15 protein-coding genes and 1 pseudogene are annotated in these 16,199 nt (G+C 65.1%); 7 read left to right on the forward strand and 9 right to left on the reverse strand.

Going from position 1 to position 16,199, the window contains the following annotated elements; genetic code table 11:
• Both VFZ97_19315 and VFZ97_19320 read right to left on the reverse strand, forming a co-directional pair.
• Positions 1–837 (reverse strand): DnaA/Hda family protein (locus tag VFZ97_19315; GenBank protein ID HEX6395590.1); only part of this gene is annotated, 837 nt, incomplete at its 3' end.
• A 264-nt stretch (positions 838–1,101) separates the two neighbouring features.
• On the reverse strand, positions 1,102–1,830 hold the full coding sequence (locus VFZ97_19320; GenBank protein HEX6395591.1) for a methyltransferase domain-containing protein: 729 nt from the start codon (positions 1,828–1,830) through the stop codon (positions 1,102–1,104).
• A gap of 148 nt (positions 1,831–1,978) precedes the next feature.
• Here VFZ97_19320 and dnaB point away from each other — a divergent pair, with 148 nt between their 5' ends.
• Positions 1,979–4,387: a replicative DNA helicase gene (gene dnaB / locus VFZ97_19325; protein ID HEX6395592.1), complete on the forward strand. Its 2,409-nt coding sequence runs from the start codon at positions 1,979–1,981 to the stop codon at positions 4,385–4,387.
• 286 nt (positions 4,388–4,673) lie between these two features.
• On the opposite strand, the gene rplI is transcribed toward dnaB, so the two are convergent.
• From rplI to rpsF, 4 genes and pseudogenes are all read right to left on the reverse strand, one after another.
• Positions 4,674–5,120: a 50S ribosomal protein L9 gene (gene rplI / locus VFZ97_19330; GenBank protein ID HEX6395593.1), complete on the reverse strand. Its 447-nt coding sequence runs from the start codon at positions 5,118–5,120 to the stop codon at positions 4,674–4,676.
• Between the two features lie 189 nt (positions 5,121–5,309).
• Positions 5,310–5,567, reverse strand: a pseudogene (rpsR, locus tag VFZ97_19335) (30S ribosomal protein S18).
• A 4-nt stretch (positions 5,568–5,571) separates the two neighbouring features.
• Positions 5,572–6,045, reverse strand: a complete 474-nt coding sequence (gene ssb, locus VFZ97_19340; GenBank protein HEX6395594.1) for a single-stranded DNA-binding protein — start codon at positions 6,043–6,045, stop codon at positions 5,572–5,574.
• A gap of 2 nt (positions 6,046–6,047) precedes the next feature.
• Complete coding sequence (gene rpsF, locus VFZ97_19345; GenBank protein ID HEX6395595.1) at positions 6,048–6,419, reverse strand: 30S ribosomal protein S6; 372 nt, start codon at positions 6,417–6,419, stop codon at positions 6,048–6,050.
• Between the two features lie 221 nt (positions 6,420–6,640).
• Between rpsF and VFZ97_19350 the strand changes: the two genes are divergently transcribed.
• Positions 6,641–7,231, forward strand: coding sequence for a DUF192 domain-containing protein (locus VFZ97_19350; protein HEX6395596.1), 591 nt, complete (start codon positions 6,641–6,643; stop codon positions 7,229–7,231).
• A gap of 109 nt (positions 7,232–7,340) precedes the next feature.
• Here the strand turns inward: VFZ97_19350 and panB are convergent, their stop codons facing one another.
• From panB to VFZ97_19365, 3 genes are all read right to left on the reverse strand, one after another.
• The gene (gene panB, locus VFZ97_19355) at positions 7,341–8,189 is read right to left on the reverse strand and encodes a 3-methyl-2-oxobutanoate hydroxymethyltransferase (protein ID HEX6395597.1); all 849 of its coding nucleotides are present in this window, start codon (positions 8,187–8,189) and stop codon (positions 7,341–7,343) included.
• Between the two features lie 62 nt (positions 8,190–8,251).
• Positions 8,252–10,366 (reverse strand): transglycosylase domain-containing protein, encoded by a 2,115-nt coding sequence (locus tag VFZ97_19360; GenBank protein ID HEX6395598.1) that lies wholly within the window; start codon positions 10,364–10,366, stop codon positions 8,252–8,254.
• A 169-nt stretch (positions 10,367–10,535) separates the two neighbouring features.
• On the reverse strand, positions 10,536–10,940 hold the full coding sequence (locus tag VFZ97_19365; GenBank protein ID HEX6395599.1) for a DUF5318 family protein: 405 nt from the start codon (positions 10,938–10,940) through the stop codon (positions 10,536–10,538).
• A gap of 114 nt (positions 10,941–11,054) precedes the next feature.
• On the opposite strand from VFZ97_19365, the gene VFZ97_19370 reads away from it, so the two are divergent.
• The 5 genes from VFZ97_19370 (at position 11,055) to VFZ97_19390 (ending at position 16,177) form a co-directional block, all read left to right on the forward strand.
• Entirely contained in the window at positions 11,055–11,723 is a 669-nt protein-coding gene (locus tag VFZ97_19370) for a PadR family transcriptional regulator (protein HEX6395600.1), read from the forward strand.
• Entirely contained in the window at positions 11,716–12,792 is a 1,077-nt protein-coding gene (locus VFZ97_19375; GenBank protein HEX6395601.1) for an inositol-3-phosphate synthase, read from the forward strand. Before VFZ97_19370 ends, VFZ97_19375 begins: the two co-directional genes overlap by 8 nt.
• Before the next feature lie 85 nt (positions 12,793–12,877).
• Positions 12,878–13,627 (forward strand): class I SAM-dependent methyltransferase, encoded by a 750-nt coding sequence (locus VFZ97_19380; protein HEX6395602.1) that lies wholly within the window; start codon positions 12,878–12,880, stop codon positions 13,625–13,627.
• A 174-nt stretch (positions 13,628–13,801) separates the two neighbouring features.
• Positions 13,802–14,788, forward strand: coding sequence for a DUF559 domain-containing protein (locus tag VFZ97_19385; GenBank protein HEX6395603.1), 987 nt, complete (start codon positions 13,802–13,804; stop codon positions 14,786–14,788).
• A 6-nt stretch (positions 14,789–14,794) separates the two neighbouring features.
• Positions 14,795–16,177: a CCA tRNA nucleotidyltransferase gene (locus VFZ97_19390; GenBank protein ID HEX6395604.1), complete on the forward strand. Its 1,383-nt coding sequence runs from the start codon at positions 14,795–14,797 to the stop codon at positions 16,175–16,177.
• The last annotated feature ends 22 nt before the right edge of the window (positions 16,178–16,199 follow it).

The raw sequence follows: 16,199 nt of genomic DNA on the forward strand, positions 1-16,199 counted from the left end.
AGGATGGCGGTCGGACGACAGGACGATCTGCTTGGACCCTTCGTAGAGCCAGTTGAAGGTGTGGAAGAACTCCTCCTGGAGCCCCTCTTTGCCTTCCATGAACTGGATGTCGTCGACGAGCAGCACGTCGCACTCGCGGTACCGGCGTTTGAAGATGGTCTGCCCATTGGTACGGATGGCGTCCACGAAGTCGTTCATGAACGTCTCGGTGGATACGTAGCGGACACGCATGCCCGAGAAGTTCTCCACGACGTAGTGCCCGATGGCGTGGAGGAGATGGGTTTTCCCCAGGCCTGAGTCTCCGTAGATGAAGAGTGGGTTGTAGCTCTGGGCGGGCGTCTCGGCTACTCGTTGTGCGGCGGCGTGCGCGAAGCGATTGGACGCGCCGATGACGAACGCCTGAAACGTGTAGCGCGGGTTCAGCGATGGCCCGTCCCCTCGCGCCGCCACCTGTGTTGCGGTGGCTGCTCCTCCGTCAGCGAGGTGCTCCGACTTGCCGTTGCCGCCCTCGTTCAGGGCCTCTACCTGGGTAAACGCGGCCCCGTGCAGCTCGGCCTCCTCCTCTGCCGTGTCCGGCTGCTGGGCCGGAGCCGGCCTGGAGACGATCTTCACTTGGATCGGCCTCCCGCCCGCAATCTTCGCAAATTGCTCGATCAGTGGAATGTAGCGCTCGCTCAGCCGGTCCCTTACCAGCGAGCTGGGAGCCGAGAGAATCAGCTCGTCACCCGAGAGATCGACCGCCTCCACGCCTCCGAACCAGGTCCGCCAGACCGCCTCCGAGACCTCGCCTCGCAGGAGGTCAGAGCATGTTGTCCACAGCTCCTCCACCAGCGTCACTTGGTCTTTATGCCTCCCACCGGTCCGACATCCACAAGATGATCCACAAGTTGTGGAGAACTCGGCCATACCGGACAACGCTTCGTTCTGGAACGAATCGTGCCCACTGGGGAAGAAAGCCGATCTCCGGCCCCCGGCTTCATGCAGGGGCAAGACCGTCCACGGTAGCACCTGCGGCGGGCGGCTTCTCCGGGCGGATCCAGCTCCGCGGAGGGGGTCGTTCGTTCTGGGGATTGGGGAAAAAGTGCCTCGGGCGGCGCCAGGCTAGGTATCCAGCCGGAAGATGAGCGAGCCGCAGAGATGGGGCGACCCGACCCGATTTATGGCCCGGGAGTACAACCTGGGGAAAGCCCGCAGCGGCTCAGGAAAATAGGTCTCGAACATCCCGGGCTGATCCAGACCCCGCACCTCTGCGGCCCTGAACCCGGCGGCTTCGGCGGTTCTGGAGAGAGACCTGATCGTGTTCATGCGGTAGCGCACCGGGGAGTGGTACGCCTCGATCAGCTCCGACGACCGGACCCTGTGGAGAAGCCAGTCCTCCACGCCGGCGCGGGTCGCCGCTGCGCTGATCATGCCGAAGTAGTGCCAAAGGTTTGGGGTCACCCCGAAGCACGCCCCGCCCGTTTTGAGCAACGAACGGATCGCGGTCAGGAATGCGAGCGGCTGCTCGACGTGCTCGACCACGTAGAGGCAAACCGCGGCATCGAACGCCTCGGCCCCCGACGATCGGGCGCGGGCGTATTCCTCGACCGTCGCCGCGTGCGCCTCGTCGAGCCACGGACGGTCGAGGACGGTCGGGTCCGGGTCGACACCCGACATCCATTGCGCGTGAGGTCGCAAACGACCGCCAAAGTCGTAAAACGACCCCCCTCCCCCCACATCGAGGACGCGCCGGGGCGCATTGGTCGAGTCGACGATCCAGGCCAGCAGCTCCTCGAACTGGTTGGTGTCCGGTGGGAGCCGTGATGTGATCAGAGAGATTTTGGTGGTCACAGGTGCCTGCTTATCTTCGTCGACGAGATGAGCGCCGCCAGACATCGCCGCAGTTATCCCCGTTCGTTAACGCTTTGTCCCCCTGCAATTCACAGCGTTTTGGGTCTAGTTGCCCACAGACGGGACGTAGTTAGGTAGGCGTCCCATGGTGCAGGCGATCGACGAGGCTCGCAGGCGCGCCCGGCAAGGCGGTTCGCGGGTTCCCCCCCACAACCTCGACGCTGAGCAGTCGCTTCTCGGAGCGATGTTGCTGTCGCGCGACGCGATCGCAGCGGCGGTGGAGTTCTGCAGGGCCGAAGACTTCTACAAGCCGGCCCACTCGCACATCTTCGATGCGATCACCACCTTGTATGGCCGCGGCGAGCCGGCCGACCCGGTCACCGTTGCCGACGAGCTGGGGCGAGCCGGACTCCTTGAAGCGGCAGGCGGCCTGCCCGCGCTGGTGGGGCTGCAGGCCGACACGCCGGCGACGACGAACGCAGGCAGGTACGCCGAAATCGTGGAGGAGCACGCACTTCTCCGCCGGCTGATCGGTGTCGCCGGCGAGATCGCCGAGATGGGCTACAGCGTGCCGGAGGATGTCGCCGCGGCGGTCGATCAGGCGGAGGCGCTGGTCTTCGACATCGCCGAACGGCGGGTTACCGACAGCCTGAAGCCCCTCCAGAGCCTGCTCATGGCGAGCCTCGACCGCCTGGAAAGCCTTTACACGCGGGGCGAGCTGATCACCGGGGTGCCGACCGGCTACATCGACCTGGACGAGCGGTTGTACGGCTTGCAGCCGTCGTCCCTGGTGATCGTCGGAGCTCGCCCGGCAATGGGCAAAGCCCTCGCGCTGGACACCTCGATCCCGACCCCGGACGGCTGGAAGACGATGGGCTCGCTGGAGGTCGGCGACCGCGTTTTCGGTGAGGCCGGTGCTCCCTGCGCGGTTACGTACACCTCCCCGGTCCACGAGCAAAGGACCTGTTACCGGCTCGAGTTCGACGATGGTTCCAGCCTGGTGGCCGACGCGGACCACCAGTGGATGGCCTACGACGTTTCGCTGCGTGACCGGTCGCGCGTGGTGACCACTCAACAGATGGTCGACCAGGGCGTCCGCGCCGGTGATGGCCGTGCGCGGTGGTACTTGCCGTTGGCTCATCCACTCGAGCTGCCCGAGCAGGACCTACCCGTGGATCCTTACGTCCTGGGCTGCTGGCTCGGCGACGGGCACACCAAGAGTGCCGGCCTGACGATTGCTGATCATGACATCGCTCATTTCGAGAGAGAGTTCGTTGTCGCGGGTTACCCCCTCTTCCATCGTGGAGGGATCGAGTACTCAACTAGCCCGAGCTCTGCTGACGCTTGGCGCGCGTTCATCGGCGAGAGGCGCGAACTCAGCCGAGAGCTTCGACAGGTTGGGCTGCTGGCTGGTGATTCCACGAAGCACATCCCGGCCGTGTACCTGCGCGCGTCCTTCAAGCAGCGGCTCGCGCTGTTGCAAGGGATTCTCGACACCGAAGGCGATGTTGATTTTCAAGGCCGGGCGGAGCTCTGCCTGTCCAACCGTGAACTGTGCGAACACGTCCGCGAGTTGGTGTGCTCGTTAGGGCACAAGCCCGGACAGCTGAAGGAGAAGCGGATCCGGCTTCTCGATGACAGGGTCGTCATTGCTTGGCGGTTCGCGTGGACTCCATTGGATCCGGTCTTCCGGCTACCCCGCAAGGCCGAACTGCTTCCGGATCGGTCCCCTGAGCGGAAGCTGCGCAACCACGGGCGGCGAGCAGTGACGGCGATCAGTCCGGTCGATTCGGTACCGGTGCGGTGCATCACCGTCGATTCGCCGTCGCACCTCTATCTGGCCGGCGAGTCGATGATCCCGACGCACAACACTTCATTCGCGTTGGGTATGGCCGCGCATGCGGCTGTGGAGGCGCGGATTCCCACCCTGGTGTTCTCGCTCGAGATGGGCCATGAGGAGATCACCCAACGACTCCTTGTCTCCGAAGCGCGAATCGACGCCGGCCGAATCCGCAACGGCCGATTGGCCGAAGCCGACTGGCCCAAGATCAGCCAGGCCGTTGCGCGGCTGAGCGATGCGCCATTGTTCATCGACGACAACCCGAACCTCACGGTCATGGAGATCCGCGCGAAAGCCCGCCGGCTCAAGGCGCGCGAGGGACGCCTCGGGCTGATCATTGTCGACTACCTCCAGCTCATGTCGAGTCGAACCACCGCAGAGAATCGGCAGCTGGAGGTGTCGTCCATCAGCCGTGGACTGAAAGTTCTTGCGCGCGAGTTGGAAGTTCCGGTCGTCGCTCTGTCGCAGCTTTCCAGGAACCTGGAAATGCGCGCTGACAAGAGGCCGGTGCTAGCGGATCTGCGCGAAAGTGGATCGCTTGAGCAGGACGCGGACGTGGTCCTGTTTCTGTACAGAGACGAGATGTACAACGCCGAGTCCGCCGACCGCGGAACGGCCGAGGTGATTGTCGCCAAGCACCGGAACGGTCCGACGGGCAAGTGCCAGCTGGCCTTCCTGGATCACCACACTCGTTTTGCCAACATGGCACGTGTGTAAGCGGTCTAACGGATTCGATCTGATCCTGGAGGGGCGGTAGGCGTCGATTCCGAATCCGTCCGTGCTTCGCACGAAAACGAGATTCGTCCCCTCCGCCTCTCGCCCTCCGGATCAGCTCACGTCGACCGCAATCGGGGCGACTCGGTTCGATCCATTTTAGGCGAATTGAGCGGTCGAGAGGAAAGGCCGGCCTGCCGAGGGGTTCGATCCATTTTCCTGCTTTGGCAGGGACGGATCGAACCTTAGGCAGAGCCGGGCTGTCCTCTGACTAATCTGTCTCGTCGAGTTAGCTGGGCACGACCTCGACTGTCACGCGGAACTCGACGTCACTATGGAGCTTGACGGGAACCTCATGGGTGCCCGCTGACTTGATCGGCTCTTCGAGGTGCAGCTTCCGTCGGTCGAGGTTCACCTTGGTCTGGGTGGCCACGGCGTCGACCACGTCCGCCGCAGTAACCGAACCGAACAGCCGGCCACCAGCTCCCACCTTCGCAGGGATCCGGATGACCATCGGTACGAGGGTTCGGGCGACGAGCTCTGCAGACTCGCGGTCCTTGGCGTCCTTGAGGTCGCGAGCCCTGCGCATGGCATTCGCCTGGGCAGTGACACCGTTAGTGGCGACGATGGCGTGGCCCTTCGGAAGCAGGTAGTTCCGGGCGAATCCGTCCGCCACGTCGACGATATCGCCGCGCTTGCCGACGTTGTCGATGTCGGATCGGAGTACGACGCGCATCTAGACCCCGCTCTCCTCGAACTCCGGAGACTCCTGCTCCTCGTCGATGTCCTCGGCGCCGTCCTCGTCCAACTCGGACTCGGTGCCGTTGTCTTCGGCCTCGATCTGATCGCCGAGCTCACTGAGATCCTCCCTGCGCCCGGCGCGCGAGGGTCGTCCAGGCCCACGCTCGTTGACCGTCCGCTGCGTGTACGGCAGGAGGGCGAGCTCCCGAGCCGTCTTTATCGCCACCTGCACCTCCCGCTGGTGTTGGGCGCAGTTCCCGGTGACGCGACGGGCTCGGATCTTGCCTCGATCACTCATGAAGCGGCGGAGCAGGTTGACGTCTTTGTAATCAACCCACTCCGCATGCTCCTTGCAGAAGATGCAGACCTTCTTCTTGCCGCGGGGCCTGCTGTCCTTGAGGGTCCTCTTTGTCCCACGGTCTCTGTCGTTGTTACGAGCCATAGGGCTAGAAGGGCTCCTCTTCGTAGTGGTACTCCCCGTGGGCTTCGTTCGGCGCGGGCCGGCTGCCGCCGCCACTGTAGGAAGAGCTGCTGTTGGAGTTACCCTCCGGGCTGCGGCGCTCGTTCTTGCTGATGGTGGCTGTGGCCCAACGCAGGCTCGGTGCGACCTCGTCCGCGGTGATCTCGATCTTGGAACGACGCTCCCGTTCCGACGTCTCCCAGCTGCGCTGATCCAGGCGCCCGGATACCAGGATCCGGGTTCCCTTCGAGAGCGACTGGGCGGCGTTCTCCGCCAGCTGGCCCCAGCAGACGACGTCGAAGAAAGATGTGGCCTCTTCCCACTCTTGGTTCTGCCGGTTCTGCCAGCGGCGGTTGACGGCGACGCCGAAGGTCGCGGTCGCCTGACCGGAAGGGGTGAACCGCAATTCGGGGTCGCGGGTGAGGTTTCCGACGATGCTTACGTGGTTTCCGTTCGACATGGTTAGTTCGCTCCGTTCGCGTTTGCTTCCGCCGGTGCGCCGTTGCCGGAGGGCCCCGTCGGTCTCGAAAGGGCCTTTCCGACCGCCTTCTCAGGCAGGCGGATCACTTTGTGGCGGATGACTTCGTCTGCGAGGGTGAGCACCCGTTCAACGCTTTCGACCGCGCCCGGCTCAGCAGTGGCTTCCAACAGCACGTAGTAACCCTCGGTGCGGTGATGGACCTCATAGGCGAAGCGGCGCTTCCCCCATCGGTCCACCTTGTCGACGGTTCCACCCGCGCCGGTGATTGCCTGCGTGGCTCGGTCAACGATGGTCCGGATGTCGTCCTCTTCCAGCCCAGCGTCGAGGATGACCATGACTTCGTAATGCCGCATTGCGGCTAACCACCTCCCTATGGACCCGGCCTTGGCTCGGGGCTCCGGGCGATCCGGAGCAGGGTCTCGTTTTGAAGACAGGTCATGGTACTCGACCTCGGCGATACTGGCCCGGCGGCGAGGAGGGGCGCGACTCCGGCAGAACACACTTTGCCGGCTTCGGCCCGGTTCCCCCTTGGGCGATAGGCGCATCGTGGCACGCCGGTGTGACAATAACCGCCATGCAGCTCGACCGGCAGTGGTTTGAGAGCCCGCCGGCGTGGGTTGTCCGCCGCTTGACTCAGACCGCTTGGGTCATCGCCGCTCTCGGCGTGTTCGCTTTTCTCATCGTGGGTGCGAACCGCCCCGCCAATCCGTATCTCGTACCGGTGACCGGCCGGGTTACCGACAAACACTTCTCGGGGTTCGGCGCGACCTTCGTCACGATCACCGCCGGCACCGGTCTCCGTGCATCGCACCGTCCTGTGTGCGCCCTTCTGGCGACTACGACCGCACAGCAGGATCGGGGCCTAATGAACCAAACGTCGTTGCACGGCTGGCCGGGAATGGTTTTCGAGTTCCCGGCTCCGACGCAGGTGCGCTTCTACATGAAGGACACGCTCATCCCTCTTTCAATCGCGTGGTTCGCGGCGGACGGAGGCTACGTGTCCTCCACGAACATGAACCCGTGCCCGGCGACGGTTACGCCCTGCCCGACGTTCGGTGCGTCCGCTACCTACCAAACGGCGATCGAGGTTCCGAAGGGCGGCCTGGCTGCGTTAGGCATCGGACCAGGTTCTTCCATCCAGCTGGGCGGTCCCTGCTCGGGCTGACGGTTTTGGGAGTGGATCTTGCGTTCGGGCATAGAAACGAGCCGGATCGTGGCGAATTCCACTCCCAAACGCAGACGCTCGTCCCCAGATGGAGTGATCTCGCCTTAGCTCAGTAGAGAGAAATCGCCGGCGCCAGCTCCGCGGCCATGTCGGTGTTGAGGTGGTAGGTCTCGTCCTCGCCGGGAAAACGACCCGAGCGCACATCCGCCGCCCACGCCTCCAGCCCCGCCACCGCGTCGGCCTTCAGGGCCGCGTACCGGCGAACGAACTTGGGTGCCGGCCGATCGTCGAAGCCGAGGACGTCATGGAAAACGAGCACCTGCCCGTCGCAGTGCACCCCCGCCCCGATGCCGATCGTCGGTACTGCCACCGACTCGGTGACGAGCTGCGCCACCACGTCGGGGATTCCCTCGAGCACGATCGAGAAGCAGCCGGCCGCCTCCAGCGCCTTGGCATCGTCGACCAGAGCCCGAGCGGCTTCGAGGTTCTTGCCCTGAACCTTGAACCCACCCATGGCGTGAAAGGACTGAGGGGTCAGGCCGAGGTGTCCCATCACCGGGATCTCCGCGTCGATGATCGCCTCGATCACCGGAACCCGCTTGTGCCCCCCCTCGAGCTTCACCGCCTGAGCCCCCGCCCGAATGAGCGCCGCCGCGTTGCGTACCGCGTCCGGCGAACCGGTGTGGTAGCTCAGCCACGGAAGGTCGGCCACGACCATGGGTTGGGGCTTTGCTCGGGCGACGGCGGCGACGTGGTGAGCCATGTCGTCGACGGTCACCTGGAGGGTGTCGTCGTAGCCGAGCACCACCATCGCCAGCGAGTCGCCGACGAGAATCAGGTCCACGCCAGCAGCGTCGGCGACCCGGGCGGTAGGTGCGTCGTAGGCGGTCACCATCACCAGGGGCTCGCCGCTTGCCTTGCGCGCGCGGATGGAAGGCGCGGTCTGCTTGGTGGCCATGTCGCTACCTCCTTTGTCCGTCCAGCGCCACTTGGCTGCCGGCGGTTGTGGCGGTAATGGTACTACCCGACCGGGGTCGTTGTCGTGGTTGACCGCGTGGATCGCGTGGTCGGCGACGACGACGCGGAGGTCGGCGGGGAGGTGGACGGAGGCTGTTGCGGATTCGACGACGGCGAGGGCTTCGTCGCCGCTGTCGTTGAAGGTGTCGTGGTCGGTGTCGTAGCCGGTGCCGTCGTGGCCGATGGAGGTGGTGGCGGCGGCGGTGGCGCCGGGAGCCCGGGGAGCCCAGGGATGTCCGTTGGCGGCGTGAGCACCTTGCCGGTGAGGGTGACCGAGGGGAACGTCCCCTTGTACTGCGGCATCGACGCCAGTACCGACGCCATGTACGAGTGCCAAAGCTCGGCGGGGATGCCACCGCCCTGGATGCTCGAGTAGCCACGGAAGTTAACCATCGGCCGGATGCTGTCCGCGTACCCCATCCACACCGCGGTGCTCAGGTGAGGGGTGAACCCGATGAACCACGCGTCGCTCGAGTGTTCCGTGGTGCCGGTCTTGCCGGCGACATCCGAGCCGATCCCGCCGGCGGCGGTTCCCGTCCCCCTCAGCACCACCTGCTGCAGTACGTAGTCCAGCTGGGCAGCCTGAGAAGGCATCAGCACCATCCTGCTCTGCGGGTCGATCGGCAACGGCAACGAGCTCCCGTCCGCCTTGGTCACCTTGGTGATCAGCAAGGGCTGGTGGTACACGCCGCCGTCGGCGAACGTGGCGTACGCCGCCGCCATCTCGAGCGGCGACACCTGCGCGGTCCCGAGCACTTGAGACAGGTATGCGCCGGCCATCTCGGATGGGCGAATGCCCAACGAGATCGCCATCGAGTCGAGGTTCTCTGCACCGATCTTGTCGACGACTTGCGCGTACACCGTGTTGATCGAGTGAGCCGTTGCGTCGACCAGGTTCAGCTGCGGCGCGGGCGTCTCACCCTCGAAGTTCGTCACCTTCCACGGCGCGCCGCCGGCGTTGCCGTGGGGAATCACCAACTGCGGTGGCGCCGGGAAAACAGACTCCGCCGTGTACCCCTCCCTCAGCACCTCAGCAAGCATGATCGCCTTGAACGCCGATCCCGACTGGCGGCCGCTCCCACCGCCGGCCGACCCAAGGGCCAGGTTGACAGTCGAGGTGGAGTAGTTCTGGCCGCCTACCAGCGCCTTGACCGCGCCGTTGTCATCCAGCGAGACCAGCGCGCCCGAGGGTTCGCCCTTCGCCGGGTTCAAGGCCAAGCGGTTCGGGCCGTACACCGTGTTGTACGCATCCGTCTGCATCGACGGGTCCAGGGTGGTGGTGACCCGCAAACCGCCGATGTCAACCGCGGCCCGGCCGTACTTGGCGTAAAGCTCCTGGCGGACAGCAGAAATGAAGTACTCGTCTCCCGTCGCGCCGCCGTTGGTCTGGGCGAGCGCGCCGCTGGAGGGAGGGATCACATATTGAGAGAAGGGCGTTGCCTCAACGGATGCCGCCTGGGCGCTGGTGATCTTGTGGTCACGGACCATCGCCTTCAACGTGGACGCCTGATTCCTTTGCGCAATGGTCTGGCTGTGCGCCGGGTCTGCGAGCTCGGGCTCTCTGATCAGTGCAGCCAGCAATGACGCTTCGGGAAGACCCAGCTGCTGAACCGGCTTCCCGAAATAGGCCTGCGACGCGGCCTCGACCCCGTACGCGCCGCGGCCCCAATAGATCGTGTTCAGGTAGTTCTGCATGATCTGCTTCTTCGACTCAGAGTGCGAGAGCCGGATAGCCAGCCCGGCCTCCTCGATCTTGCGCCACAGGGTGCGCTTGGGGCCGAGGTACGCCTGCTTCACGTATTGCTGGGTGATCGTCGATCCGCCCTGGAGGTGCCCGCCGGCCACGTCGGACGCGGCGGCCCGCACGATGCTCAAAGGGCTGAGCGCCCCCTCGGACCAGAAGTGCCTGTCCTCGGTCGAGACGACGGCATCCAAGACGACCGGGGGGACCTGGTTGAGGGCGACGTTGGTCCGGTTCTGCTCGGAAAAAGAGGCAAGTACGCGCTGCCCGGACGCGTCGTAAATGAGAGTCGCCTGCTTCAGGGCCGGGGGCGGGGGCAGAGCCAGGCGCTCAAACCAGATCAACCCGCCGACGATCACGGCGACGATCAGAATCAACGCCGAGAAGATCCAGCGCCTCCAGCGCCAGAGCCGACCGTGCTCGGAGCTTTCCGAGGCAGAGTTGGGTTTTCCCGCCGTGGATTTCCGGACCCTGGTCGGCTTGCCCGCTGCGCGCCGCCCACGGCCCAGTGCCGTTGAGACCATTGTTGGGGGATATATACCCAGGTCAGCGGCGTGCTGATACTGCGAAGCTTCTCGTCAGGTGGTTCCAGGCGCAGACCGGGCAGACCTCGACGACATAGCAGGCGAGGTCTTTGGCGGTTCGGGTAAGAGTTTTGAGCTCCCGCTCCGAAGTGACGCACGTGCCAGACGGTGGCAGCCGGCTCCCGAAAACATAAGAAACCAGCCGCAGCCTCGCCTCGCTGCAAATGGGGCAGTCCTCTTCGATTTCGGCCCCGACGTTCTCGGCAGCCCGGAGCAGATCCGGGTGAGCGTCGCAAACGTCCAGCCGGGAAAGCCGCCCTTTGCGGAACTCCTTTATCACCGAGTTCCGGGCGAGGGTGTAGTCGATCTCACCGCCGACCCGCGATCCCGCGCCGGCGCCGGCGAGGGCTTCGGGTCGGAGGCTCATCACGCACAGCACCCTACAGCGGGAGGCAGGTCGGATGACGACCTACCCCGGGCTTTCGGAGACGTTGCATCGATATATCGGATCGATACATCGGGCTGCTATAGTGACCCGATCATGCTCGAACTGGCCATCCTCGGCCTCCTCAAGGAGCAGGAGCTTCACGGCTACGAGTTGAAGAAGCGGCTTTCGGAGAACCTCGGCTTCGCGAGCGGGGTTTCGTTCGGGTCGCTCTACCCCGCTCTCGCGCGGCTCGAGGCGGCCGGCGCGGTCAAGGCGGTGGACCCGATCGGCTCTCCCGCAGCGCTGATCCCGCACACGGGCTCGCTGGCCGGAGAGCTGGCGGCGTTCCGGGCGCGGAAGGGGACCAGCCGCGGAGGCCGGGGGAAGAAGGTGTACGGCATCACTTCGCGGGGCGAGTCTCTTTTCGAGGAGTTGCTGGCGGCGGAGTCGCAGTCGAGCGACGACGAGAGGTTCTTCAACTTGCGCTTGGCGTTTGCGCGCTACCTGCCTCCCGACGCGCGACTGGGGATGCTGGAACGCCGGCAGGCGCAGCTTCTCGAGCGCCTGGTGCAGATGCGCGCGCGTGTGAAAGCCCTGCGCGACCACGATCGCTACGCGCGCAGCCTGGTCGAGCACGACCGCGACTCGACCGAGCGCGATTTGACCTGGATCGATCAGTTGATCGCCAACGAGAGGGCCGAACGGCCCGAAACCGAACGACCGGCTCGTGATGAGACGGTCCCGACTTTGTCCAAATCCCAGGAGGAACGACCCAATGAGTAACAAGATCCGTGTCGCCATCGCCGGAGTCGGCAACTGCGCCAGCTCGCTGGTGCAGGGGATCGAGTACTACCGCGACGCGGATCCGTCCGACACGGTCCCGGGCCTCATGCACGTCACGCTCGGCGAGTACCACGTGCGTGATGTCGAATTCGTGGCGGCCTTCGATGTCGACGCCGCCAAGGTCGGGCTGGATCTCAGCAAGGCGATCTTCGCCGGCCAGAACAACACGGTTCGCTTCGCCGCGGTGGGCGATCTCGGCGTGACCGTGAAGCGGGGCCCGACCTTCGACGGGCTCGGCAAGTACTACCGGCAGACGATCGACGAATCGCCGCTCGAGCCGGTGAACGTCACCGACGTGCTGCGCTCCTCGCGGGCCGAGGTGCTGGTGTCCTATCTGCCGGTTGGCAGCGAGGAAGCCCAGAAGCACTACGCCGCTGCGTGCCTGGAGGCGGGGGTTGCGTTCGTGAATGCGATTCCTGTTTTCATCGCGAGCGATCCGGTGTGGGCCGACCGGTTCGCGAAGGCCGGTGTGCCGATCGTCGGCGACGACATCAAGAGCCAGGTCGGTGCGACGATCGTTCACCGAATCCTCGCCAGGCTGTTCGAGGACCGGGGACTGGTGCTCGACCGGACCTACCAGCTGAACGTCGGCGGGAACATGGACTTCAAGAACATGCTCGAGAGGGAGCGCCTCGAGTCCAAGAAGATCTCCAAGACCCAGTCGGTCACCAGCCAGATCGACCACGGGATCGAAGCCGACGACGTGCACATCGGGCCCTCGGACCACGTCGCCTGGCTCGACGACCGCAAGTGGGCCTACATCCGGCTGGAGGGCCGCAACTTCGGGGATGTGCCGTTGAACATCGAGATGAAGCTCGAGGTGTGGGACTCCCCCAACTCGGCCGGCGTGATCATCGACGCTTTGCGCTGCGCGAAGATCGCATTGGACCGTGGGATCGGCGGACCGCTGCTCGGCCCTTCCGCCTACTTCATGAAGTCGCCGCCGGTTCAGTACCACGACGAGCGCGCCCGCCAGATGGTCGAGGATTTCGCCGCCGGCGAGGGTTAGAGGCCGGCGGCTCGTAGGTGACTTTGTGACCGCATGGATGGCATAGCCGCGGGCGCCCCGTGCCACGGCATAAGGTCCGTCGCCGATGAGCGACATCGCAGCAGCCTGGGACCGCGGCGCCGAGCAGTACCAGGCCAGTGCCAACCTCCCGACTGACGTAGTCACCTACGGGCCGGACCTGCCTACCGAAGCCGAGCTTCGCCTCCTGGGCGACGTCAAGGGCAAGCGGGTCCTGGAGCTGGGGTGCGGTGCGGCTCAATCGTCGATTGTTTTCGCGAAGCACGGCGCGACCGCGATCGGGGTGGACTTCTCGGGGACGCAACTCGCCATCGCCCGGGAACTCGCGGAACGCGAAGAGGTCCGGGTCGAGCTGCGTCAGGGCGACATGGCCGATCTGGCGTTTCTGCGGGCGGACTCGATCGACTTGGTGTTTTCGGCGTTCGCCTTCGGTTACGTCGAGGACCTCAACCGGGTCTTCCGGCAGGTGCACCGGGTCTTGAAAGTCGGGGCACCCCTGGTGTTCAGCCTCCCCCACCCCGCCCACCACATGCTCGACGAGGGGTCGTCGCACGGATCCGGGGAGGGTGGCTTTGCGATCCGCCGGTCGTACTTCGATCGCCGGCCGGTCACATCCTCGTGGGGCGGCATCAGCACGACCGCATACCACCACACCTTCGCCGACCTCTACATGGGGCTGATCCGCTCGAGTTACCGCGTCGACCTGGTGCTCGAACCCGAGCCCGCCATCGGCGCCCCCCGCAGCCCGTGGTGGCGTGAATCGATGGCTTACGTGCCGCCGGCGCTGATCATGCGGGCCCGCAAAGAGGGCAACTAGCGCCGGCGGGCCGGGCTAGGCCCAGGCCGAACGGGGCCCGTCCGTGGCCGTCTACATCCGTGTTTGGGCGTAAATCCTGCGTTTGGGCGTGGATACGAACCGGACAGTGCTCGATTCCACTCCCAAAACGCTTTCGACCTGGCCAAACTGCCAGAAGCCACGTAGCGTGAAGGCATGAGATCCATTGAAATGCGCGAACTCCGGTCCCGGTTTGCGGCGCAGCACGGAGTGATTGCCCGTGCCGAGCTTCGTGCGCTCGGCGTCGACAGCCGAACAGAACGGCGCCGCGTGGTGTCTGGTGAGTGGGAGCGAATGGGCAATCGGGTGGTGCGGCTTGCCGGCGCCCCGAGGACTCCGCACCAGTGGCTTATGGCTGGTTGCCTTGAAGCTGGACGAAGCGCGCTGGCGTCGCATGACTCGGCTGCTTGGCTCTGGGGACTCGACAGGGTGCCCGAGCGCCACAGCCTGACGGTTGGGCGAGACATCACGGCGGATGTCGGATGGGCGAGGGTTCACCGTTCGCGCGACTGGCCCGTGCCAGGTTCATTGCGGTTCGGGATTCCTTGCACCAATCCACTCCGAACTCTCATAGACCTGGCTGCGCTATCCAGCGCAGACACTCTGGATTCAGCGCTGGACCGAGCGCTGGCGACGGGACTCTTGACGATCCAGGGCGTCGAAGCCGAGATCTGTCGACTGTCGCGGCCCGGGCGTAGAGGCGTGGGGACGATGCGCCGGGCACTCCAGCGTCGAGGTTTCGTGGGCGCGCCTCACCCCAGCGTGTTGGAGAGCAAGCTCATCCGGTTGCTTCGCCAACACCGGATCGAGCCGATCGCGGTGGAAGTTCGCGTGGGTCCCGACGACCGATACCGCGTGGACGCCGCCCTGACCGCTGACCTCCTGCTGGAAGTCGACGGGTATTCGCACCACCACAGCCCGGAGCAAAAGACCGAGGACGAACGCCGGCGAAACCGGATCCGGCTAACCGGGAAGTTCCTGCTCGTCTACACCTGGCGTGACGTGATCCATGACGGAGGTCGGGTCGTGGCCGAGATCTGTGACGCGCTTCGCTTTGTGTCCGCGCGCCCTTCCAGGGTCGCTTCGGATCTGCCGGATCAGCTGTTAGTCACTGGGACGCTGCGACGCCCCCCGGTACTGTGAGCCTCCGTGATTCCGGAGCGGCTGCAGCCTTTGGTTGAAGAGACGGGCGAGATCGCCTCGCGCTTCGCCGCGGCCGGGAAACACCTCTATCTGGTTGGCGGCATCGTGCGCGATGCCGTACTTGGCCGTCTGGCCGCCGGGGGCGACCTGGACTTCACCACGGACGCCCTACCGGACGAGACCGAGCAGATCGTGTCGGGTTGGGCCGAGGCGGTCTGGACCCAGGGAAAGCGTTTCGGAACGATCGGCGTTCTCGCCGGTGGGCGGCGGATGGAGATCACCACCCACCGGGCCGAGGCCTATCGATCGGATAGTCGCAAGCCAGAGGTGGAGTTCGCTGATGGCATCGAGGCTGACCTGTCGAGGCGCGATTTCACCGTGAATGCGATGGCTTTGTCCCTGCCCGACCTGCAGCTGATCGATCCCTTCGACGGAGTCGGCGATCTCGCGGCGCAGCGGCTGCGGACGCCGCTGTCCCCCGAAGAATCCTTCACCGACGATCCACTGCGAATGCTTCGCGCCGCCCGGTTCATCGCTGGTTACCAACTGAATCCTGAGCCGGCGCTTGTTGATGCGGTGACCGCCATGCGCGCGCGTCTCGACATCGTTTCCGACGAGCGAGTGCGAGACGAGTTCGACAAATTGATGGTCGTCGAGAAGCCCAGCGAGGGCCTTTGGTTTCTCGTTCAGACGGGCCTAGCCGAGGAGTTCATCCCCGAATTGCCGGCGCTCGCGCTCGAACAGGACCCGATCCACCGCCACAAGGACGTGCTCGCCCACACGATCGCGGTCGTCGACAACACATCTCCGGATCGCCTCGTCCGCCTTGCGGCCTTGTTCCACGATGTGGGAAAGCCGAAGACCCGTTCGTTCGGTCCTAGAGGAGTGGTCACGTTCCACCATCACGAGGTTGTGGGCGCTCGAATGACCCGAGACCGGATGCGGGCTCTGCGTTATTCGGCCGAGGACATCGAGACCGTGAGCAGGCTGGTCGAGCTGCACCTGCGTTTTCACACCTACCGGATGGGCTGGACCGATAGCGCGGTGCGCCGCTACGTGCGTGACGCCGGCCCACTACTCGATCGGCTCAACGAGCTGACCCGCTGCGATTGCACCACCCGCAACGCGGCCAAGGCTCGCGCGCTCGCACGCCGGATGGATGAGTTGGATGCGCGCATCGCCGAGCTCCGTGAACAGGAGGAGCTCAAGGCCATCCGCCCCGACCTCGACGGGAACGCAGTCATGCAGAGGTTGGGCATCAAGCCGGGGCCGGAGGTTGGCGAGGCTCTGTCGTTCCTGCTCGAGCTTCGTTTGGATGAAGGCCCTCTTGGACGGGACGAGGCTGGCCGGCGCCTCGATGAATGGTGGGCTGCACGCCACTCTGGCTGACGCGGACAGCGTTTGGGTGTGA

It is taken from the genome of Acidimicrobiales bacterium (genome assembly GCA_036378675.1).
Taxonomy (GTDB): domain Bacteria; phylum Actinomycetota; class Acidimicrobiia; order Acidimicrobiales; family Palsa-688; genus DASUWA01.

What these genes read in the sequence shown, in the direction of transcription:
- rplI (HEX6395593.1), bottom strand. Translation starts at nt 5,120, where the DNA reads ATGCGCGTCGTACTCCGATCCGACATCGACAACGTCGGCAAGCGCGGC.
- ssb (HEX6395594.1), bottom strand. Translation starts at nt 6,045, where the DNA reads ATGTCGAACGGAAACCACGTAAGCATCGTCGGAAACCTCACCCGCGAC.
- rpsF (HEX6395595.1), bottom strand. Translation starts at nt 6,419, where the DNA reads ATGCGGCATTACGAAGTCATGGTCATCCTCGACGCTGGGCTGGAAGAG.
- VFZ97_19350 (HEX6395596.1), top strand. Translation starts at nt 6,641, where the DNA reads ATGCAGCTCGACCGGCAGTGGTTTGAGAGCCCGCCGGCGTGGGTTGTC.
- panB (HEX6395597.1), bottom strand. Translation starts at nt 8,189, where the DNA reads ATGGCCACCAAGCAGACCGCGCCTTCCATCCGCGCGCGCAAGGCAAGC.
- VFZ97_19365 (HEX6395599.1), bottom strand. Translation starts at nt 10,940, where the DNA reads ATGAGCCTCCGACCCGAAGCCCTCGCCGGCGCCGGCGCGGGATCGCGG.
- VFZ97_19370 (HEX6395600.1), top strand. Translation starts at nt 11,055, where the DNA reads ATGCTCGAACTGGCCATCCTCGGCCTCCTCAAGGAGCAGGAGCTTCAC.
- VFZ97_19375 (HEX6395601.1), top strand. Translation starts at nt 11,716, where the DNA reads ATGAGTAACAAGATCCGTGTCGCCATCGCCGGAGTCGGCAACTGCGCC.
- VFZ97_19380 (HEX6395602.1), top strand. Translation starts at nt 12,878, where the DNA reads ATGAGCGACATCGCAGCAGCCTGGGACCGCGGCGCCGAGCAGTACCAG.
- VFZ97_19385 (HEX6395603.1), top strand. Translation starts at nt 13,802, where the DNA reads ATGAGATCCATTGAAATGCGCGAACTCCGGTCCCGGTTTGCGGCGCAG.